The organism is Opitutus sp. GAS368 (assembly GCF_900104925.1).
Lineage (GTDB): Bacteria > Verrucomicrobiota > Verrucomicrobiia > Opitutales > Opitutaceae > Lacunisphaera.
Window position 1 is genome coordinate 3,759,590 of record NZ_LT629735.1, and the last position, 19,467, is coordinate 3,779,056.

Consider the following 19,467-nt stretch of genomic DNA (forward strand, 5'->3'; position numbering starts at 1 on the left):
TCGCCCTACCTTTATGATTGCCCGGAATTCACCCTCTCGCGAGCGTCTGAACATGAGTGATCCCCGTTTTACCCGGCTGGCCGAGGTGCTGACCGGTTTCTCCACCGACCTGAAGAAGGGCGAGCGCGTGCTCATCGACGCTTTCGACGTGCCCGACACCTTCACCATCGCCCTCGTGCGGGCCGCCCAGGAGCGCGGGGCGCTGCCCTACGTGAATGTGCAGCGGGCCCGGATCACGCGCGAATTGCTCAAGGGCGCGACCATTGAGCAATACGGCACGACCGCCGAGGTCGAGCTGCAGCGCATGAAGCACATGCAGGCCTACATCGCCGTGCGCGGCTCGGACAACATCTTCGAGACCTCCGACGTGCCGGCCGACCGGGTGCAGGCGATGTCCAAGGTGATGAAGCCGGTGCTCGACCACCGCGTGAACAAGACGAAGTGGGTCGTGCTCCGCTGGCCGTCGTCCGCCATGGCCCAGCAGGCCGGCATGAGCACGCAGGCTTTCGAGGATTTCTATTTCCGCGTCTGCACCTTCGACTACCGGCGCTACGGCCCGGGCATGAAGGCGCTGGCCGGCCTGATGAACCAGACCGACCGCGTGCACCTGCAGGGTCCGGGCACCGACCTCCGGTTCTCGATCAAGGGCATTGGCGCCGTGCCGTGCGGCGGCCTGCGCAACATTCCCGACGGTGAGGTGTTCTCCTGCCCGGTGAAGGACAGCGTCGAGGGCGTGATCCAATACAACGCACCCACGGTCTACCTGGGCACCTCGTTCGACAACATCCGGCTCGTCTTCAAGAAGGGCCGGATCGTCGAGGCCACGAGCAACAACACGAAGCGCCTGAACGAAATTCTCGATACCGACGCCGGCTCGCGCTACATCGGCGAGTTCGCCATCGGCTTCAACCCGCACATCCTCGAACCGATGCGCGACATCCTCTTCGACGAGAAGATCGCGGGCTCCTTCCATTTCACCCCCGGCCAGGCCTACGAGGAGGGAGGCAACGGCAACAAATCGACCGTGCACTGGGATATGGTCAACATCCAGCGCCCCGAATATGGCGGCGGCGAAATCTGGTTCGACGGCAAGCTTATCCGCAAGGACGGCCTTTTCACGCTGCCGGCGCTGAAGAAGCTCAATCCGGACCAATTGCTCAAGGTTTGAGCGCCATGGATTGTCCGGATGATCACGGATCATGCAGTCACCCGCAGAAGTCTTGTCATTCTGAGCGAAGCGAAGAATCCAGTCGTTCTTTCGATCAGTAGGCATCGTCCAACTGGATTCTTCGCTCCGTTCAGAATGACAGGGATCGGGAGTCTTGGCATTTATCCGTATTCATCCGTTTAATCCGTGCCTAAAAACATGCCTCCCGATTCCACCCTCCTCGCGTTCGTCCAGTCCCTCCCGAAGACGGAGACCCACCTCCATCTCGAGGGGGCGCTGCCCTTCGAATTGCTGCAGCGCGTCCGTCCGGAGTTCACGTCGCCCCCGGCCTCCTGGGCGCACAATTTCAAGTTCCGCGATTTCGGCCATTTCGAGCAGGAGCTGCTCGATATGGCGTTCTCGTGGTTCACCTCACCGGAGCATTACCACGAGGCGGCGAAGATCATCTTCGCGCAGCACCTCGCGCAGAACGTCCGATACGTCGAGACCAGCTTTGCCTCCGGCGTGATCGAGTTCGGCGGCCTGAACGGCCGCGAGGTGCTGGCGGCCATCCGGGCCGCCGTGCCGGCCGGCCTGGAGGTGCGCGTTTTTCTCGGCATCCACCACAACGGCGCCGGACCGAAGATGAAGCCGGTGCTGGACGAGGCGCTTACCTGGAAGGATCTGGCCGGGGTGGACCTGCACGGTTTCGAAGATGCGCCGGTCGAGGCGTGGACCGCGCCCTATTGGGCCGCGGCCCGTCAGGCCGGCAAATACACCAAGGCGCACGCCGGCGAATTCATGGGCGCGGATTTTATCCGCCGGATACTGGGCGAACTGCAGCCCCAGCGCATCGAGCATGGCACGCGATCGGTCGAGGACGCCGCCGTCGTGGCCGAGATCAAGCGGCGCGGCATCGCGCTCGATATGTGCCCGATCAGCAATCACAAGCTCATGCCCGGGATCAGCCTGGGCAACCATCCCATCCGCCGCCTGTTTGATGCCGGGGTGAAGGTCACCGTCAGCACCGACGATCCCATTTCTTTTGGCAACACGGTCACGGACGAATACATCGCACTGGCCGAGCGCAGCGGCTTCAGCCGCCAGGAGCTGGTCCAGTTGGCCCGCAACGGTTTCGAGGTGGCGTTGTTGAGCGATGCGCAGAAGAAGTTGTGGCTTGGCGAGCTCGACGCGGCCTCGAGGTAGGGCGGTGACTCCGCTCACCGCCATGGCGCGGAACGGAGTCCGCGCCCTACCTGTATTATTGTAGGAGCCTGCTTGCAGGCGATGGATTGCCGTGCAACATCCGGTCCCTTGCAAGCAAGCTCCTACACAATTCCCGCAGGCAGCCGCCGCGAGCGCGCCGACAAGGTGCTGGCCCAGGCCTTTCCCGAGCACAGCCGCGCGGCCATCCAGCGCGCCATGGAAGCCGGGTTGGTCAAGGCGGATGGCAAGGTCATAGACCAGAGCCAGGAAGTGCTGCCCGGCCAGACGCTCGAGTTTTCGTTGCCAGAGACCGTCGCCGCAGAGCTGCGGGCGGTGGACATCCCGCTCAACGTGATTTTCGAGGACAAGCACCTCATCGTGCTCAACAAGGCCGCGGGCATGGTGGTGCATCCGGGCACCGGCACGGGCGAGGACACGATGGTGCACGCGCTGCTCGCCCATTGCGCCGGCGAGCTCAGCGGCATCGGCGGCGTGGAGCGGCCGGGCATCGTGCACCGGCTCGACAAGGATACGTCCGGCCTGCTTGTCGTCGCCAAGAACGACACGGCGCACCGCGCGCTGGCCGACCAGTTCGCCTCGCGCGCCCTCACGAAGGAATACGTGGCGCTCGTGTCCGGCGTGCCCAAGACCGACAGCGGCAGCATTGACCGGAGCATCGCCCGTCATCCCGTGCACCGGCACCGCATGACGACGGGCGAGGGCGGCCGGCCGTCGCGCACCGACTGGACCGTGGAGAAGAAATTCGGCAGCCAGGCGGCGCTGCTGCGCTGCCGCATCCACACGGGCCGGACGCATCAGATCCGCGTGCACCTCAAGTCGCTCGGCCACCCGATTCTCGGCGACGCCACCTACGGCTGGAAACAGAACCCCCAATTGCCCACGCCGCCACGCGTCATGCTCCATGCCGAGCACCTGGTCTTCACTCATCCCGTGAGCGGCAAGACCATGGATCTGAACGCGCCGCTGCCGTCCGATTTCAAGAAGATGCTGACGGCGTTGCGGAAGCTGTAGCGGCGGTCTGTGACCGCCGGACGGCGCTCATAGAGCGCCTCTACAATTTGATCCTTCAGTTCTTCGGCGGCACCGGCTTCAGGATGGCGCTGAGCCGGTCGAGGCGGTCGCTATAGACATCCAGCGCGTGGCCGGTGATGGCGGAATATTTCTCCGCCTCCGCCCAGCGCCGGCCTTCGATGGCCTCGCGCACGCCGGGCAGGGTCTTCACCCCGTAACCGGTGAGCAGGCCCGGCGCATAGATCATGTGGCGGAACCAGTCGCGGCCGGGCAGCCCGGTGTTGTCCGTGAGCGCCTGTTCCATGCCCTGCAGGAGCGTCTCGACCTCGGCGCGCTGGGCTGCGGTGAGCTTGAGTCCCTCGGCGAGGGCCTGGCTGCCGGCCCGGTCGCAGGTCGCGGCGCTCTGCTTGAGGCGGAGCACGGCGTTGTCGAGCGCGGCCAGGTTGAGGAAAGGCACGACGCCTTCCTTGGCCGGTTGCACGTAGGTTTCGGTCGGGTCGGAGGCGAGGATGTAGGCGTTGGCGTCGATCAGCCTGTTCTTCTCCTCGGTGCTGCTGCGCAGGTTGTCGGCGAGCGTGTGGATCTCCTCCAGGTAACGACCGACGGTGTCGCTGAAATCCGTCTCGTGCACCGGCAGCACATCGGCGTCGGCCATGCGCAGCATCACGCGGCCGACCGTTTGCGCCAGGGCGATGCCGTAGTGGTAACCCGGGTCCCCGAAGCGGTCGTAGTGGTCGAAGGAGTCGTAGATGGAGTGGTAAACCCCGGCCTGCTGGTCCTCGCCGCCGAACTCGATGCTCAGCGTGCCGATGCCGAGATGCTGGAGGAAGGGCGTGAAGTCCGAGCCGGAGCCCAGCGCGCCAATCGGCACTTCCTGGCCGGCGGCGAGCTGCTTGGCGATGGCGCGCTCCGGCGCCGAGGCGCCGTCCTTGCTGCCGTCAACGAGCAGGCTGGCGCGCAGGCGGGCCAGCACACTGACGTTCATCTCGGGATCGCGCACGCTGCCGGCGACCTGGTTGACGAAGCTCTGCAGCGCGTGGCTGCCCGCCACCTGCAGGAAGCCGCGGCTGTTCGTGTCGGAGTTGAGATAGAGGACGGCCTTTTTCTGCAGCTCGTCGGCGTGCGTCTCCGCCCATTCGGTGGAGCCGAGCAGGCCCGGCTCCTCGCCATCCCAGCTGCAGTAGACGAGCGTGCGCTTCGGCTTCCAGCCGGACTGCACGAGCGCGCCGATGGACCTGGCCTCGGCCATCATCGCGACGTGGCCCGACAGCGGATCCCACGCGCCAAACACCCAGCCGTCGCGGTGGTTGCCGCGGATGACCCACTGGTCGGGCAGTTCGCGGCCCTTGATGGTCGCGATGACGTCATAGACGGGCTTGAGACTCCAGTCGGAGGTGATGGCGAGGTGAACCTTCGCCGGGCCGGGTCCGATGTGATACGTGATCGGCAGCGCCCCGCGCCAAGCGGGCGGCACGACCGAACCGGCGAGGGCGGCGAGCATGGGCTGCGCGTCGGCATAGGAAATCGGCATGACCGGAATCTTGAGCACGGTCTTGGCCTCGGAGAGGGGCAGGCGCTTCGCATCCTTCGTCGCACCGATGCCGGGCGTCAGCGGATCACCGGGATAAACCGGCATGTCGGCGACGGAACCACGCTGCACGCCGTCGGCCGGGCGGTAGCCGCCCTTCGGATAAACATCGCCGGCCCCATAGCCGTCATCGGCCGGATCGGAGTAAATCAGGCAGCCGACCGCGCCGTGCTCATAGGCGAGCTTGGGCTTGAGCCCGCGCCAGCCGCCGCCGTAACGGACGATGACGATGCGGCCCTTCACGCTGACGCCGTGCGTCTCGAGTTCCTTGTAGTCGTCGGGCATGCCGCGGTTGACGTAGACCAGTTCCGCGGTGACATCGCCGTCGGCGCCATAGGCGTGGTAGGGCGGCAGGGCATCCTTGGTCTTGCCGGAGGTCCGGTCACCGGCGATCTCCGGCTCGTGGATCCTGGCGGTGAACGTGGTCGGTGCGACGAGCTCCAGCTTCTGGGTGAGCGGCGTCGGATAGAGCACGTAGAAGGTCTCGATGTGGGCGTCCCAGCCCCATTCCTGGAACTTCGCGAGGGTGAACTCGGCGTTGAGTTTGTCGTGCGGGGAGCCGACGTGATTGGGCTCCGCCGCCATCGTCTCGAGCCAGCCGCGGAGATCGGCGGGATTGAGCTGGGCGTCGAATTTCGTCTCAAGGCCCGCTTGGGCGGCAGCATGCTCGGGCAGGAAGCCGAGCAGGCCGGGCGCCGGTTCGGCCGCCAGGAGGGGAGCCGCGACGCAGGAGAGCAGAACCAACAGGCGGGGGGATGTCATGGGTGGATGCGGTTAGCCAAGGGAAGCCAGGGCCTCGGCGGCGAGTCCCCAGCGGAGATTGTGGAGCGAATGGTGGAAGCGCGCAATATGCGCGTAGTCGGCCACCGTGACAATGGTGATCAACGCCGCGGGGAAGACGTCGGCGCGCGCGGCGGGCAGGCCCGGGATGGCCTTGCGTTCCTCAAGGGTCATCGGTGCCACCTCGTCGAGCAGCTGGCTCAGCGTGTCGGTGCCGATGATGGCCGGCGTATTCTCGAGCGCCAGGCCGTGCCGGGCGCCCTTGATGGCGCGCACGGTGGTCATGCTGCCGCCGGCGAAGACCGCGGCCGGGGCGATGACGGGAAAGCGAAAGCCGCTGCGCTTGAGTTCGTCCCACACATGCCGGGCCAGGGCCTGGCCTTCGTGCGGCGGCAACGGACCGGCCGGGTCTTGGATGAAACGCTCGGTCAACCGCACACACCCGAGCTGGAGGCTCATGGCCTGTTGGATCTGGCGGTCGTGAAAGAAGAGGCACTCGAGGCTGCCGCCGCCGAGATCGAAAACATAGAAATCCTTCAGATCGGCGAGCGCGGGGTCGCAGGTCAGGCCGCGACCGATGAGATTGGCCTCCTCGTCGCCGGATAGGATCCGGATATCGTAGCCGGTGGCGGCCTTGACCCGGCGGCGGAAGTCGGCGCCGTTGCCGGCGTCACGCACCGCGCTGGTGGCGACGAGGATGGTCTTGGCGGGAGCAAAGGGCGCCGCATCGGCCAGCAATTCCTGGACGGCGGCGAGGCCGCGGGCCATCCCTTCCTCCGTGAGCTGCGGCTTGGCCTTGCCGATGCCGGCGCTGATGCGGGCGTCGATGGTCCTGGATGTGAGCTCGGTGACGGCGCCCGACTTGTCGCGGGCCGCGACCAGCACCTTGATCGAGTTGCTGCCGATGTCGATGACCGCGACGGTGGGAGTGTTATTGACCACGGATTTCACGGATGGACACGGATAAATGCCCCACACGGTTTGGTTGTCATTCTGAACGGAGTGAAGAATCCAGAATGATTTCCGCGGGCCAACATGATGCTGGATCCTTCGCTACGCTCAGGATGACAGACAGCGTTGATTTCATCCGTGATCATCCGTGCAATCCGTGGTCAAAAAAGGCCTCGTTCAAGGCACAAAGTCTCTCGGGGCGATGAGCACGACGAACTCGCCCTTGAGGCTCATCTTCAGCAACCGGGCCAAGACGTCGCCGGCGAGGCCCACGAGGAACGTCTCGTGCAGCTTGGTGACTTCCTTGGCGATGCAGATCACGCGGTCGGCGCCGAGCACCTCGACGATCTCGGCGGCGAACTTGTCGATGCGGTGGCAGCTTTCGTAGAGAGCGAGGGTGTAGTCGAAGTCGCGGTGCTTCTGGAGAAAGGCGATGCGCGCGGCGGACTTGGGCGGCAGGAAACCGGCGAAGAGAAAGCCGTTGGTCGGCAGGCCGCTGGCGCTGAGCACCGCCACGAGCGCGCTGGGCCCGGGCACGGGCACGACGGGCAGGCCGCGGCGGCGGCAGGCGCGGACGACGCGGAAACCGGGATCACTCAGGCCGGGCGTGCCGGCGTCGCTCACGACGGCGACCGATTTCCCGAGCGAGATCTGTTCGGCCAGGCGTTCGGCGGCCTCGGTCTCGTTGTGCTCGTGGTAGGGCGTGAGTTCCCGGTGCAGGCCGAGGCGGGTGAGCATGGCGCCGGTGGTGCGGGTGTCTTCACAGGCCACCACATCGACGGCGCCGAGGATGGCGCGAGCCCGGTCGGTCAGATCGGCGAGATTGCCGATGGGCGTGGCCACGACATAGAGGTGGCCGGGCAAGGGCACCAGCGAGGGGTTGTCGGCTGGCGTGGTCATGACGTCGCCGGAAGGACCGCAGGGGCGGCCTTACTTGCCCATGCCGGGGATGCGGCCTTCCCAGTCGGCAGGGCGGCTCCACGGAATCGAGGAGTCCTGCTTGGAGGGCCCGCAGCCGGTCAGGCCGGCGAGCGCCAGGAGGGACAGCAAGAACACAAAAAGAGCTTTGCGAGAAGAGGGCATGCTTAGGGGTTGAATACGACTAAATCGCCGCTCTGCAACTGTCCTTTCAGGGTGCCGGGCAACACCTGGGCGAGGGAGAAACGGGGGCGGACATCGCTGATTTGAACCTGCGCCAGCTCGGAAGTTCCCCGCTGCAAACGAATAATGGCCTGGGGCCGGGCGCCATGCTCCGCGCCATAGTCCAGCACGACAAAGGTGCTGGCGGCTCCCACCCGAACGACCTGGTGTTGCACCGGTTCGGGTTCCGGCGGGAGAGCGACCGCCGGCTCGGTCAGGGCGCGGGTCAACAGCTGCGTCAATTGCTCCTCGAGTTGGGCGATCCGTTCCCGGTAGGGGCTGACATCAACGGCGGGCTCGGGGACGGGAATCGGAGCCGGCATGCTCGCGGGCGGGGTCGCCCGCGCTCCAATTGGAGCCGCGGCGACCTCGCCGCGGGATGTCGCTGCGGCGGCCGGCGTCACTTTCTGCCGTAAATCAGTCAGCTCGGCCATGAGGGCGACCGCGCGTTGCTCGCGCTCGGTGAGCCGGCTCCTGGTCTCCGTCAGCTCGCGGGTGAGCTGGACGCTTCTGGCTTCGGTGGCCGTCGTGCGGGCCTTGGTTGTGCCGAGCTGGGAATCGAGTTCGATCGCGCGCTGGCCGACTTCGGTCGCCTGCTTGCTGGCTTGCTTCACCTCGTAGCGCAGGTCGGCGTTCTGCCGGGTCAGGCGGGTGACCTGCGCAGCGAGTTCGCGGTGACCAGCATGTTCGCGCCATAGGCCGATAACCAGTCCGAGGGCGACCAGGCTGGCGATCACGGCGTAGATGCGGGCATTCATGACGGTGTTTTCAGGTGTAGGAGCCTGCTTGCAGGCGATTGGATGTGCGCTGCCGGTTTACGTTCTGAATCGCCTGCAAGCAGGCTCCTACAAAGAGAAGAATCAACCTTGCCAGGTGTAGGTCGAGTCGGACCAGGGCTTCTGGGCGGTCTTGACCACCTTGCCGCCCGGGTTGGCCGCGAGATGCTCGAGCACCTTGAAGACGAGTTCGGTCCGGTCAGGGGCGCCCAGCCTGGCCGCGAGCGTCTCGGCGGTGAAACCGGTTCCCGGGGCGGCCTGGAGGGCGGCATCGATCTTGAGCTTGAGCGTGATGACGCCGCCGGCGGCCTTCTTGCCCGCCTCGACGCCGGGCTGGTGGTAGGCGTTGATGCCGACGAGCGAGGCGTAGAGGCCCACGGCGCGCTCGTAGAGGGCGATCAGCATGCCGATGGTCTTCGGTGAAACCTCATTGACCGTGATCGTGATCGAGTGGCGGTTCTTCTCGCTGAGCGCGTCCCGCGTGCCGAGCAGGAAACCCTGCAGGAAATCGCCGCTCGTGACGCCCGGCTCGACCTCGAGCGAGGTGTCGGCGCTGCGGTCCTTGAGGACCTCGATGAAGGTGACGAAGAAATTGTTCACGCCCTCGCGGAGCTGCTGCACGTAGGCATGCTGGTCGGTCGAGCCCTTGTTGCCGTAGACGGCGATGCCCTGGTTGACCACATGGCCGGCGAGGTCGGTCTCCTTGCCGAGCGACTCCATGACGAGCTGCTGGAGATAGCGCGAGAAGAGCAGCAGGCGGTCCTTGTAGGGGAGGACAACCATGTCCTTCGTGCCGCGGCCGTCGGTGGCCCAATACCACATGAGCGCCAGCAGCGCGGCGGGATTGTCGCGGGAGGATTTCTTGCGCGTGACGGCGTCCATGGCCGCGGCGCCGGCGAGCATCTGGTCGATCTTGATGCCCTGCAGGGCGGCGGGCAGCAGGCCCACGGCGCAGAGCTCCGAGGTGCGGCCACCGACCCAGTCCCACATCGGGAAGCGGGCGAGCCAGCCTTCCTGCTGCGCGACCTGGTCGAGCTTCGAGCCCTCGCCGGTGACGGCGACAAAATGCTTCGCGAAGTCGAGCCCGGCGGCCTTGAAGGCCGCTTGCGCCTCGAGCATGCCGTTGCGGGTCTCGGCCGTGCCGCCGGATTTCGAGATGACGATCACGAGCGTCTGCTTCAGGCGGCGGCCGAGCGTCTTCAGGACGTAGTCGATGCCGTCCGGATCGGTGTTGTCGAAGAAGGAGACGCCCATCTTGTCGCGGCCGCCCTTGAGCCGGCCGAGGGCGTGACTGACGAACTGCGGCCCGAGCGCCGAGCCGCCGATGCCAATGACGAGGACCTCCTTGAACCTGGCCCCGCCCGGCGCGGTGAGGGTGCCCTGGTGCACCTTGGTCGTGAAGTCCTTGATGGCGGCGAGCGTCGAGGTGATGGCGGTGCGCAGCTCCGCCGTCGGGGCGAGCTCGGGCGCGCGGAGCCAGTAATGGCCGACCATGCGCTTCTCGTCGGGGTTGGCGATGGCGCCGGCCTCGAGGGCGGCCATGTCGGTGAAGGCTTGCTTGAGCTTGGGCTCCATCAAGCCCAGGAAATCATCCGGGAAAGGCATGCGGCTGACGTCGAGCGACAGGCCGAGCTTCGGGTGGGTGTAGTAGAGTGACTTGAAGCGGTTCCAGGTCATAGGTGGATAGAAGTAGCGGCAGGGCGGGGCGGGAGCTAGCCCGAAAAACGGCCTAAGCGCGGGGCGCTTCGTCGGGGCGACCCTTGTGGACGCCCGCGGGCGCCGACAAGCGGCGCCCCTACACAATCGAACCATGTTTTCGGGATTGCTAGGGCGACGCGGGGGCCCAATCACTAAGGGCTTAAAGCATGGCCTTTGATCTCAAACGTGTCTTGAAAGTGATGCTGTTCGCCTCGAACGGGCCGCTTTCGGTGAAAGATATCCAGACGGCGATCAGCCGTTTCCACGAGCAGGCAACAACGCTGCCGCTGGTCGAGCCGGGAGCAGGGAGCGGGGAGCAGCGGGACAACCCTGAAGCCGCCGCTCCGGCCCCTGCCGAGCCGGAGGAGCCCGTGCTGCCCGCCGCGGTCGAAGACGATGAATTCTACCGCGACGTGCCGGCCCTGGTCACGACCGCCCAGATCCGCGAGGCGATCGACAGCATCTCGCTGGAGTTGCAGGCTGCGGCCAGCGAGATCGTGCTGGTCGAGGGTCACAACGGCTGGCGGCTGGTCACGCACCCGCGCTTCGCCCGCTGGGTGCGCCTGCTGCGCAACGAGCCGCCGCCGGTCAAGCTGAGCCCGTCGTCCCTCGAGACCATGGCCGTGATCGCCTACCGTCAGCCGGTGACGCGCGCCGAGATCGAGCAGATCCGCGGCGTGTCCGCCGAGGCCGGTCTCAACAAATTGCTCGAGCGCGACCTCGTCTACATCGTCGGACGCGCCGACCTGCCGGGCCGGCCGATCCAATACGGCACGACCGACGCCTTCCTCGAGTTTGTCGGCATCAAGTCCCTCGACGAGCTGCCGGCCTCGGACGTGCTCTCGCCCCGGCAGATTGACGCCTGGCTGCAGACCTCGAACAACCCGCGGGCGGCCGGTGACGCCGACATGGGGCTCGACGAGACCGAGGAGCAACAGATGTCGCTCGAACAGGCGGCGGCGCCGGAGCAACCGGCCTCATGAGCAAGCCCGTCCGCATCGGGGTCATCGGCGCCGGGGGCAACACGCGGACGCGGCACATTCCCGGTTTCAAGGCCATCCCCGGGGTCGAGGTGGTGGCGGTGTGCAACCGGACCCTGGCGTCCGGCGAAAAGGTCGCCAAGGAATTCGGCATTCCCAAGGTTACGGACAACTGGAAGGAGATCGTCGAGGCGCCGAACATTGATGCCATCTGCATCGGCACGTGGCCGAATCTGCACGGCAAGCTGACGGTGGCGGCGCTGCGCGCCGGCAAGCACGTGCTGACCGAGGCGCGGATGGCCCGCAACCTGGCCGAGGCCGAGCTGATGCTGGCCGAATCCAAACTGCATCCCCGGCTCGTGGCGCAGATCGTGCCGGCGCCGCTATCGCTGCCCTTTGACGCCACGATCATCGATCTGCTCCAGGCCGGCACGCTCGGCACGCTGCGGGAGGTTTTCCTGACGGCGACGACGGACGGGCTGGCCGACAGCGCGCTGCCGCTCAGCTGGCGGCAGAACCTGACCCTGAGCGGGAAAAACACCCTCTACCTCGGCATCTATTACGAAATGATCCTGCGCTGGCTGGGGCGCGCCGTGACCTCGCTGGTGGCCGACGCGGCCATCTTCTCCAAGGAGCGGAAGGACGAGGAAGGCGTCCCGCAAGCCACGACGATTCCGGAAAGCGTGACGGTGCTGGGCAGTTACGCGGCGGCCACGGCGCCCACGGCGGCCACCAATGCTCCCTGGGCGGTCAACTGGCAGCCCACCGGGGCCCGGTTGGTCGCCCATTTCAGCGGCGTGGAAACCTCCGCGCCGCGCGCCGAGATCCGGGTCAACGGCAGCAAGGGCGGCCTGCGGCTGGATCTGGCCAAGGGCGAGCTTTGGCTGCGCCTGCGCGGCGAGGCGGAAAAACCGGTGGTCATCGCCCCGGAGAAGCGCGGCGCCTGGCGGGTCGAGGCGGATTTCATCGACAGCATCCGCGACGGGAAGCCGGTCCGGCTGACGGATTTCGAGACCGGCGTGAAATACATGCAGTTCACCGAGGCCGTCTGGGAGTCGTGGAGCAACGGCCGCTGGCGCGTGACGCTGTAGGGCGGGATCACCGTATCCCGCCTCGAACGCGATATCCTTTTCGAACGAAGGCGGGATGCGGTGATCCCGCCCCACACGCCTACTGCCGGCGGAGATAGAAAAGGTAGATCGTCCCGACAACCAGCAGGAAGGTGCCCAGCGCCACGAAGAAATAGGCGTAGCAACCGCGCTTGACGTTCTTCGCCGTGCTGCCCGGCGGCGTTTGATACTGGGCGATGATCTCGTCGGCGGCGCGGGCCGCGGCCGCGGACATTTCCCTGGGCGCAGCAGCCACCGGGGCGGCGGGCGTCGCGGGGAGCGGAGCCGGCGCAGCCGGGGCCTGGCCCGATTCCCGGGCGATCTCGCGGTCCAGCCATGCAAGCTGCTCCTGGGCGAGGGCGCGCTGGCGTTGGAGTTCGGAGAGGCGGTCGGACACGGGGGAAGGAAAGGGGAAAGTGTCCCGGCGTGCAAGGATGGGGTGTAGGGTCGTCGCTTGCGACGACCTCGATTGCGTTCAGGTCGCCGCAAGCGGCGACCCTACAGGATACAAAAAAGGCGCACCTTGCGGTGCGCCTTGGAATTGATGCGGGATCGTCAGCTCAGACGACGTTCACCTTGCGGTGGGCCTTGTCGAACTCGACGGTGCCGTCGCGGAGCGCGAAGAGCGTCCAATCGCGGCCGGTGCCGACGCCCTTGCCGGCGTGGTGCTTGGAGCCGCGCTGGCGGATGATGATGCCGCCGGCGAGGACCTTCTGGCCGCCAAAAATTTTGACGCCGAGGCGCTTGGACGCGCTGTCGCGGCCGTTGCTGGAGGATTTTTGACCTGTTTTATGTGCCATGGCAGTGGTTCCTTAGGCTTTGATGGACTCGATCTTGATGACAGAGAGCTCCTGACGATGGCCGCGCTTGCGCTTCGAGCCCTTGCGCTTGCGCATCTTGAAAACGATGACCTTCTTGCCGCGCTTGTTCTCGAGGACCTTGGCCTTGACCGAGGCGCCGGTGAGGAAGGGGGTGCCGACCTTGAAATTCTCGCCTTCGCCCGCGGCGAGGACTTCGTTGATTTCGACCGTGGAGCCGGCTTCCGTCTTGGGATAGCGGTCCACGATGAGGATATCGCCCTCGCTGACCGAGAACTGCTTCCCCTGTGTTTTGATAGTGGCTTTCATAAGTTCAAAGGGGCGAAATAAGGGGAGTCGGCGGAGGGTAATCAAGGCTTTATTTTAAACGGCGGCGCGAATCGGCATCCGCCGGCCTCACAAAGAGATAATTGACGAAAAAACTCAAGCCCAGCACCCCGCTCAGGGTGCGGATGTTGCGCATGGCTCCGACCACGCTGCCCAGCGGACTGGAGGCGGGCTCCTCTATGCGCAGCAACAAGATACAACCAAGCAGGGAAACGGCCGGCTGCAGCAAAAAGACCACGTGATAGACATCGAGCGGCGCATAGCCTTGGGCGAACAGCCGGGCCAGCACTTCGCCACCGATGATCGGGGATACCGCCGCCACGATCGACGTGACCGCCAGGTTCAGGCCGATGGCCAGGCTGCGGGCCTCGGCCGGGATCAATTTCAGCAGGATCGTGAACTGCCCGAGGATGAATCCCGCGCTCAGGGCGCCGCCCCAGAACCACATGCCGTAGAGGATCGCGCTGTTGCCGGGGGTCAGGAAGCACCAGAGGAAATTCGGCCCCTGCCACAACCCGAGCGCCACCGCCATGCAGGCCTTGTTGCCATAGCGGTCGAGCAGGCCGCCCCAGATGGGCAGGGAAATGATCCCGCCCAAGGCCGTCAGCGTGGCCAGGAGGCCGACCTGCAGGCCGGAGAAATCCAGCTGCTCGAACATGAAGACGTGGTAGAACGGGCCGAAGCAGTTCGAGGCGAAGTTCCACACGGCGCCGAACGCGATGAAGAGCAGCAGCGAGTGCGACCGGCGCACCACGGCGACCTGCTGCCGCAACGGCAGCGTGGCGGGTCCCGGCGCGTGCGTCTGCGGCCCGCGGTCGGGCATCCGTGCGAAGTAGAACAGCGACGCGACCCGGCACAGACACGCGACGGCGATGATCGCCTGGAAGGTGCGGGCCGAATAGCCGCCCCACGACAGCGCGCAGCCGGTGCCGAGGACAAACACGAGCGTCGCGCCCTGGATGAGGCGGTTGCGCTGGCCGAAATACCGGCCGCGCAGCCGCGCGGGCACGATCTCATGCATCCAGCCGTTCCACACGACGCTCAGCACGGCGTTGAAGAGCGAGGCGATGAAGACCCAGAGGAGCAGAAACCGGCCGGTGGCGACCGGGTCGGCGGGGGAGAGAAACGGCAGCTTCCAGCCGAGCCAGGCCCAGCAGCCGGTGTGCAGGGCCGCCGCGATGATGGCCGTGGGCCTGGCCCGGGCCCGGCGGGTCACGAGCGGCGTGATGAACACCTGCAGGAAATTGCACGCAAACGGCAGCGAGCTGGCGCCGCCGATGTCCGGCTTGGACAGCGGGAAGCCCTTCGCGACCAGCGCCGTCATGAAAATATTCACCGGGAGCGACATCGTCACGACCGGCGTGGCCAGCACGCCTTCCGCCACGCTGGCCCGCAGGCCCTGCCGCAGGATCGCGCGATTCTGGGCCAGCGAGGGCCGGGCGGGAGTTGCGTTCATGTAGTTCGTTCGCAGATATCAGGCCATGCGCCGCACCGTTAAAGCGAAATCTCTCCAGGACCGCCGGACCGTGACGCTGGCGCGCGGCTTGGTGGGCAAGGTGCTCGCCCGGCGTCACGCCGACGGCGCCGTCACGCGGCATCGCATCACCGAGGTGGAGGCTTATGACGGGGAAAGGGATCTCGCCTGCCACGCTAGCAAGGGCCGCACCAAACGCACCGAGGTCATGTATCGGCCGGGCGGCATCTGGTATGTTTATCTGTGCTACGGCATGCACGAGATGCTGAATCTCGTGACCGGTCCGGCGGACTATCCGGCCGCAGTCCTGATTCGTGGAGTCGAGGACATCAGCGGCCCGGGCCGGCTGACGAAACGGTTGAGCATCGGCCGGCAGTTGAACGGAGCCGCGGCGGCGCGAGTCTCGGGGCTCTGGCTCGAGGATGACGGCTTCAAGGTGCCGCGTAGAGCATTGCGGGTCAGCGCCCGCATCGGCGTGGACTATGCCGGGCCGGTGTGGGCGCGGAAGCCGTGGCGGTTTTGGATGGAGGCAGGGGCGCTTGCCCCCAAGCGCCCGGGCCGTTGAGGGCAACGGCCCCTACCTATTTCGTCGCGGCCGAGAGAGTCGCCGGAGCCTTGTAATCGCTCAGCAGCAGGGTCGCGGTGCCGAAGTTCAGCTTGAGCTGCATCTTCACGGGCAGGTTGCTGGCGTCCTGGGAAATCCAGACCTTGATCTCGCCGCCCTTCTTGAAGAGGCCCTTGGGGTCCTTCTCCATGCGCGGCACCAGCACGAGGGTCCGGTAGGTGCCGAGGGGCGTGCGCACCTCCTCGTAGGCCTCGGCCTTGATGCTCAGCGGGTAGAAATCGCTGCCGAACTGCACGATCACGTCCCGCTTTTCCCCGGGCTGCAGATTCCAGTCGCGCGTCTGCACCAGGGCGCTGATGAGGTCGACGGGATTTCCCTCCGGGATGGGAACCACTTCCGAGCGGTCGGAGCGGACGCGATCGATGTATTGGGCCACGCGGGCCTTGTAGTCGAAGGTGATCTCCGTGTCGGTGGCGCGCTTCGGGTCGGCCCCGCTTTCCTTGACGTGCAGCATGCGGCCCGAGGCCTTGTCGATGAGGACCTCGGCCTTGTTGTCGAACGCGTAGACGGCGCGGACAAATCCATGCGACCTCGTGTCCGTGGTCACCCGCACCACGTCCGCCCCATCCTTCTTTTCGTCGTGGGCCGAGATGACAATGTCGCCTGCGCGGCCGAAGATGGCGAAACCGACCTTGTAGGTGAAGGTTTCGCCGTCACGGAAGGCGGTGAACGGTGCGGCGCCGGCGAGCGCCGGCAGGCCAAGGAGGAGGAAGGCGGGAAATTTCACAGGGTAGAAGGACAGCACCAATGAGCGAAAGTGCGGCCGGCGTCGAGTGTTTGCCGGGGGGACTGAACGAAACCACGAATGGACACCAATGAGCACGAATATGACCCAAGCCACAGATCAGCAGCGGAACGTATTTTTGGCTGGGTCGGCCTGGAGGCTCTGCTCAAAAAATTCGTGCCTCTTTGTGTCCATTCATGGTTAATCGCTCAGAGCGCCAGGTCCATCTGATTCTGCTGGCCGATGGCCCAGGCCTCGGTGCCGCGGGCGCGCAGGGTGGCGGCGAACTCCTTGGCGAAGCCGTGCAACGTGTAGACGAGCTTCGGCCGGACCCGGTCCACGAGGGCCAGCAGGTCCGGGAAATCGGCGTGGTCGGACAGCGGGAAGGCGGCATCGCACTTGTTTTGATAGATGGCACCGTGGTCCATCGCCCAGCCGGTGGCGACGGCGGTGCGTTTCGGGTGGATCCAGGTCAGCGGCTCGAGGTGGTTCATCATGGGCGGGGCGATGACGACGTGACCGGCGTGCCCCTTGGTCTCGAGCAGCGCATAGGGCGGCAGTTTCATGCCCAGCTCGGTGTAACGCCGGGTCACCTTGTAACTGGTGGCGTGCAGCATGACGGGCAGGCCGGCGCCGCCGACGATCTGCAGCAGCTCCTGGGTTTTGCCCAGGCTGTAGGCATAGAGCACGGGCGTCACCTTGTCCGCCAGCGCCTGTCGGCAGAAGTCGACGATGTCCCGCTCGATCTCATGCTGTGGCGGAAAGACGTAGCGCGGCAGGCCGAAGGTGGTCTCCATGATGAGCACGTCGGCCCGCGGCACGACGCAGGTTTCCGCGCCGGGGCTCGGGCGGAGCTTGAAGTCACCGGTGTAGAGCAGGCGGCCGTGCGCGGTGGTGGCGTGAAACATGGCGGAGCCGAAGATGTGGCCCGCCGGATGGAGTTTCACCTCGCAGCCGAAGTCCGCCGTCCAAGCCTGGTCGAAGGCGAGGATGTGCTCCTGGCGTTTGCCGCCCATCCGCAACCGCATCAGGCTGGCCGTCTCGCGGGTCGCGAGGATCTCCCGGTGCGAGGCGATGTGATCCGAGTGGGCGTGGGAAACAAAGGAGCGGGCCTGGGATTTCTGCGCGTCCAGCCACCAGCCAATCTGGGGCAGATGGACGCCGTGCTTGAAATTGACCACCCAGGACATGAGGCCTCCCAGCAAGGCGGCAACCGAGGTGAAGTCAAAGCCGCGGCCCGGCCCTGCTGACAACCCCTGTCAGGAGAGGTTTTCTGCCCGGGCGTCGGGATGAGCGGGCGCAGGCTTGGCCGATGGAAATGAGGACCTCTTTTGCCGGCTGCCCGGAGACGCCATTTAAGCCGGACGGACCAATATCAATTGCCAAACGGCATCGGATTTTTCACACGAAGATGCCAAGGACACAAAGCACCTGATCGTTTGGGCATGAATCCGCTCCGCGTTCTTTGCGATCTTGGGGTAAAATCTCATCGCAAATCGTAATTGGTATAAGGCGGGTTTTTCAAAATGGGGGAACCAGGTGGCAGGTAACGGGTCGGAGCCGGGGCTTGGATTTGAACGGTCGCCGGGCAAACCCCACGCCGCTGCGCGGCGGTCGGTTCCGGCCCACCAGTAAGAATGAACGCTGCCGCCACCCCCAAGGATAGCGCAAGGGCAGCGCCAAGATAGCGCAAGGATGCAGTAAGATGCAGTAAGGAAGAGCGAAGGAACTGTTGAGCTTCGCGCATCAGCCTGACGGTAGGGCGCACCGGCCCGGTGCGCCGAGGGATGGGCTGTTACGCTCGCGACGGAGCGGGCCGCTCCGCCCTGCCTCATGCAGCGGCAACGACCGGCCAATTGATGATTGGCCTCGATGCCGCCCCGACTGTCTGTCCGGCGCCCGGGAAGGCGGGTCTGCGGTCGCCTACGCGGCGAAATACTTGCGCCGGACAAAGCGCCAGGCCGTGACGAAGAACGCTGTGAGCGGCACTGCCAGCATCATGCCGAGCACGCCACCGAGCGCCTTGCCCCAGAAAAACACGGCCACGATGATCACCACCGGGTGCAGCCCGGTCTGCTTGCCCATGATGCGCGGCGTGAGGAACCAGCCTTCGATGGCTTGCACCGCCGCGAAGACGCCGAGGCAGACCCCCAGCATGGTCAGGCCGCCGCCGTCCGGCTGCAGGTAGGCGAGAGGCAATGCCACGCTCAGGCCGAGAATGCTGCCGAGGTAGGGCACGATGTTGAGCAGTCCCATCAGCAGGCCGATCGCCAGACCGAACTTGAGGCCGGCGAGGGAGAACCCGGTGGCGAAGAAGAGGCCCATGATCAGGCCGATAAGCAGCTGGCCACGGAAAAACGCCACCAAGATGCCGAGGAACTCGCGCACGAGGAACACGACGTCGTCACGGTGTTCCTTTTGCAGGAAGGGCAGGTGCTCGGGCAGGGCCTGCGTCGGGTCGTCGTTTGAAAGCAGGAAGAAGAACAGGTAGACGGGGATGATGGCGAGCGACGCCGCGAATCCGAAGAGTCCGAAAATGCCCGCGCCGGCCGACTTGAGGGTGGGGGCCAGGTTGCCGAGCAGGTCCTGCGCCTGATGGGTCAGGCCGTCGAGCGTGGCCTTGACGGTGGGGTTGTCGAGATAGGGTCGCACGATTGCCAGCCATTCGGGGAAATGCTGTTCACTCCATGCCACCGTCTTTTGCCACAGGGTCGGCAGGTAGGCGATGAACTCGAGGATTTCGGAGACGAGGACGGGCAGGAAAGTGACCAGCAGCCCCGCGACCAGCAGCAGGAAGACGAGGTAGAGCAGCACGACGGCCACCGGACGCTTCACCTTGAGCCGGTGCTCGAAGACCGTGACCACCGGCCGCATGAGCAAGGCGAGTATGCCCGCGACCGCCAGCGGCCAGATGACGACCGAGAACGCGCTGATGAAGCTGGCGACGCCCGCCAGCAGCACGTAGAGCAGCCAGCCGATGGCGCAGAGCGCCGTGAAACCCAGCGCGAAACCCACCAGTTTGCGCTGGGCGGGCGAGAGGAGGGGGGTGGGCTCGGAAGACATCGGAGGACGGATGACAGAGAACAGAGGAC

Annotated in this window: 19 protein-coding genes; 6 read left to right on the forward strand and 13 right to left on the reverse strand. The window is 65.8% G+C overall.

What is annotated here, in order from left to right:
• Positions 1-52: 52 nt before the first annotated feature.
• From BLU29_RS15940 to BLU29_RS15950, 3 genes are all read left to right on the forward strand, one after another.
• Positions 53-1,168 carry an aminopeptidase gene (locus BLU29_RS15940; RefSeq protein ID WP_091059992.1) on the forward strand — a complete coding sequence of 372 codons (1,116 nt, stop codon included), beginning with the start codon at positions 53-55 and terminating at the stop codon, positions 1,166-1,168.
• Between the two features lie 198 nt (positions 1,169-1,366).
• The gene (locus BLU29_RS15945; RefSeq protein WP_091059995.1) at positions 1,367-2,353 is read left to right on the forward strand and encodes a hypothetical protein; all 987 of its coding nucleotides are present in this window, start codon (positions 1,367-1,369) and stop codon (positions 2,351-2,353) included.
• Positions 2,354-2,461: 108 nt separating this feature from the next.
• Positions 2,462-3,385, forward strand: a complete 924-nt coding sequence (locus tag BLU29_RS15950) for an RluA family pseudouridine synthase (RefSeq protein WP_231962251.1) — start codon at positions 2,462-2,464, stop codon at positions 3,383-3,385.
• 55 nt (positions 3,386-3,440) lie between these two features.
• On the opposite strand, the gene BLU29_RS15955 is transcribed toward BLU29_RS15950, so the two are convergent.
• From BLU29_RS15955 to BLU29_RS15975, 6 genes are all read right to left on the reverse strand, one after another.
• Positions 3,441-5,735 carry a transferrin receptor-like dimerization domain-containing protein gene (locus BLU29_RS15955; protein WP_091060000.1) on the reverse strand — a complete coding sequence of 765 codons (2,295 nt, stop codon included), beginning with the start codon at positions 5,733-5,735 and terminating at the stop codon, positions 3,441-3,443.
• 12 nt (positions 5,736-5,747) lie between these two features.
• Positions 5,748-6,695: a phosphatase gene (locus tag BLU29_RS15960; protein WP_231962252.1), complete on the reverse strand. Its 948-nt coding sequence runs from the start codon at positions 6,693-6,695 to the stop codon at positions 5,748-5,750.
• Between the two features lie 186 nt (positions 6,696-6,881).
• A complete protein-coding gene (gene rsmI, locus BLU29_RS15965; protein ID WP_091060002.1) occupies positions 6,882-7,604 on the reverse strand; it encodes a 16S rRNA (cytidine(1402)-2'-O)-methyltransferase in 723 nt (240 codons plus the stop codon).
• Between the two features lie 30 nt (positions 7,605-7,634).
• The gene (locus BLU29_RS18340; protein ID WP_172830286.1) at positions 7,635-7,787 is read right to left on the reverse strand and encodes a hypothetical protein; all 153 of its coding nucleotides are present in this window, start codon (positions 7,785-7,787) and stop codon (positions 7,635-7,637) included.
• Positions 7,788-7,789: 2 nt separating this feature from the next.
• Positions 7,790-8,602 carry a hypothetical protein gene (locus tag BLU29_RS15970; protein WP_091060004.1) on the reverse strand — a complete coding sequence of 271 codons (813 nt, stop codon included), beginning with the start codon at positions 8,600-8,602 and terminating at the stop codon, positions 7,790-7,792.
• A gap of 102 nt (positions 8,603-8,704) precedes the next feature.
• Positions 8,705-10,297, reverse strand: a complete 1,593-nt coding sequence (locus BLU29_RS15975; protein ID WP_091060007.1) for a glucose-6-phosphate isomerase — start codon at positions 10,295-10,297, stop codon at positions 8,705-8,707.
• A 188-nt stretch (positions 10,298-10,485) separates the two neighbouring features.
• Here BLU29_RS15975 and scpB point away from each other — a divergent pair, with 188 nt between their 5' ends.
• Positions 10,486-11,301, forward strand: a complete 816-nt coding sequence (scpB, locus tag BLU29_RS15980; protein WP_091060010.1) for an SMC-Scp complex subunit ScpB — start codon at positions 10,486-10,488, stop codon at positions 11,299-11,301.
• Entirely contained in the window at positions 11,298-12,389 is a 1,092-nt protein-coding gene (locus BLU29_RS15985) for a Gfo/Idh/MocA family oxidoreductase (protein ID WP_091060012.1), read from the forward strand. The genes scpB and BLU29_RS15985 overlap by 4 nt, the downstream gene beginning before the upstream one ends.
• A gap of 79 nt (positions 12,390-12,468) precedes the next feature.
• Here BLU29_RS15985 and BLU29_RS15990 read toward each other — a convergent pair whose 3' ends face one another.
• The 4 genes from BLU29_RS15990 to BLU29_RS16005 form a co-directional block, all read right to left on the reverse strand.
• Positions 12,469-12,804, reverse strand: a complete 336-nt coding sequence (locus tag BLU29_RS15990; protein WP_091060014.1) for a hypothetical protein — start codon at positions 12,802-12,804, stop codon at positions 12,469-12,471.
• Between the two features lie 163 nt (positions 12,805-12,967).
• Complete coding sequence (rpmA, locus tag BLU29_RS15995; protein WP_091060017.1) at positions 12,968-13,207, reverse strand: 50S ribosomal protein L27; 240 nt, start codon at positions 13,205-13,207, stop codon at positions 12,968-12,970.
• Between the two features lie 12 nt (positions 13,208-13,219).
• Positions 13,220-13,534, reverse strand: coding sequence for a 50S ribosomal protein L21 (gene rplU, locus BLU29_RS16000; protein ID WP_091060019.1), 315 nt, complete (start codon positions 13,532-13,534; stop codon positions 13,220-13,222).
• Positions 13,535-13,583: 49 nt separating this feature from the next.
• Positions 13,584-15,008 (reverse strand): MFS transporter, encoded by a 1,425-nt coding sequence (locus tag BLU29_RS16005; protein ID WP_091060021.1) that lies wholly within the window; start codon positions 15,006-15,008, stop codon positions 13,584-13,586.
• A 25-nt stretch (positions 15,009-15,033) separates the two neighbouring features.
• Between BLU29_RS16005 and BLU29_RS16010 the strand changes: the two genes are divergently transcribed.
• Positions 15,034-15,591, forward strand: coding sequence for a DNA-3-methyladenine glycosylase (locus tag BLU29_RS16010; RefSeq protein WP_091060023.1), 558 nt, complete (start codon positions 15,034-15,036; stop codon positions 15,589-15,591).
• Positions 15,592-15,607: 16 nt separating this feature from the next.
• On the opposite strand, the gene BLU29_RS16015 is transcribed toward BLU29_RS16010, so the two are convergent.
• The 3 genes from BLU29_RS16015 to BLU29_RS16025 all read right to left on the reverse strand — a co-directional run bounded on the left by BLU29_RS16015 (position 15,608) and on the right by BLU29_RS16025 (position 19,438).
• Positions 15,608-16,378 carry a DUF3108 domain-containing protein gene (locus BLU29_RS16015; protein WP_157693939.1) on the reverse strand — a complete coding sequence of 257 codons (771 nt, stop codon included), beginning with the start codon at positions 16,376-16,378 and terminating at the stop codon, positions 15,608-15,610.
• 206 nt (positions 16,379-16,584) lie between these two features.
• Complete coding sequence (locus tag BLU29_RS16020; protein ID WP_091060027.1) at positions 16,585-17,565, reverse strand: MBL fold metallo-hydrolase; 981 nt, start codon at positions 17,563-17,565, stop codon at positions 16,585-16,587.
• Positions 17,566-18,298: 733 nt separating this feature from the next.
• Positions 18,299-19,438 (reverse strand): AI-2E family transporter, encoded by a 1,140-nt coding sequence (locus BLU29_RS16025; RefSeq protein WP_231962253.1) that lies wholly within the window; start codon positions 19,436-19,438, stop codon positions 18,299-18,301.
• Positions 19,439-19,467 lie beyond the last annotated feature (29 nt).

Excerpts from the sequence above, each read along its gene's own strand:
- BLU29_RS15945 (WP_091059995.1), top strand. The coding sequence starts at position 1,367 with ATGCCTCCCGATTCCACCCTCCTCGCGTTCGTCCAGTCCCTCCCGAAG.
- BLU29_RS15940 (WP_091059992.1), top strand. The coding sequence starts at position 53 with ATGAGTGATCCCCGTTTTACCCGGCTGGCCGAGGTGCTGACCGGTTTC.
- BLU29_RS15970 (WP_091060004.1), bottom strand. The coding sequence starts at position 8,602 with ATGAATGCCCGCATCTACGCCGTGATCGCCAGCCTGGTCGCCCTCGGA.
- rsmI (WP_091060002.1), bottom strand. The coding sequence starts at position 7,604 with ATGACCACGCCAGCCGACAACCCCTCGCTGGTGCCCTTGCCCGGCCAC.
- scpB (WP_091060010.1), top strand. The coding sequence starts at position 10,486 with ATGGCCTTTGATCTCAAACGTGTCTTGAAAGTGATGCTGTTCGCCTCG.
- BLU29_RS16010 (WP_091060023.1), top strand. The coding sequence starts at position 15,034 with ATGCGCCGCACCGTTAAAGCGAAATCTCTCCAGGACCGCCGGACCGTG.
- BLU29_RS15955 (WP_091060000.1), bottom strand. The coding sequence starts at position 5,735 with ATGACATCCCCCCGCCTGTTGGTTCTGCTCTCCTGCGTCGCGGCTCCC.
- BLU29_RS18340 (WP_172830286.1), bottom strand. The coding sequence starts at position 7,787 with ATGCCCTCTTCTCGCAAAGCTCTTTTTGTGTTCTTGCTGTCCCTCCTG.
- BLU29_RS15975 (WP_091060007.1), bottom strand. The coding sequence starts at position 10,297 with ATGACCTGGAACCGCTTCAAGTCACTCTACTACACCCACCCGAAGCTC.
- BLU29_RS16020 (WP_091060027.1), bottom strand. The coding sequence starts at position 17,565 with ATGTCCTGGGTGGTCAATTTCAAGCACGGCGTCCATCTGCCCCAGATT.
- BLU29_RS16025 (WP_231962253.1), bottom strand. The coding sequence starts at position 19,438 with ATGTCTTCCGAGCCCACCCCCCTCCTCTCGCCCGCCCAGCGCAAACTG.
- rplU (WP_091060019.1), bottom strand. The coding sequence starts at position 13,534 with ATGAAAGCCACTATCAAAACACAGGGGAAGCAGTTCTCGGTCAGCGAG.
- rpmA (WP_091060017.1), bottom strand. The coding sequence starts at position 13,207 with ATGGCACATAAAACAGGTCAAAAATCCTCCAGCAACGGCCGCGACAGC.
- BLU29_RS16005 (WP_091060021.1), bottom strand. The coding sequence starts at position 15,008 with ATGAACGCAACTCCCGCCCGGCCCTCGCTGGCCCAGAATCGCGCGATC.
- BLU29_RS15985 (WP_091060012.1), top strand. The coding sequence starts at position 11,298 with ATGAGCAAGCCCGTCCGCATCGGGGTCATCGGCGCCGGGGGCAACACG.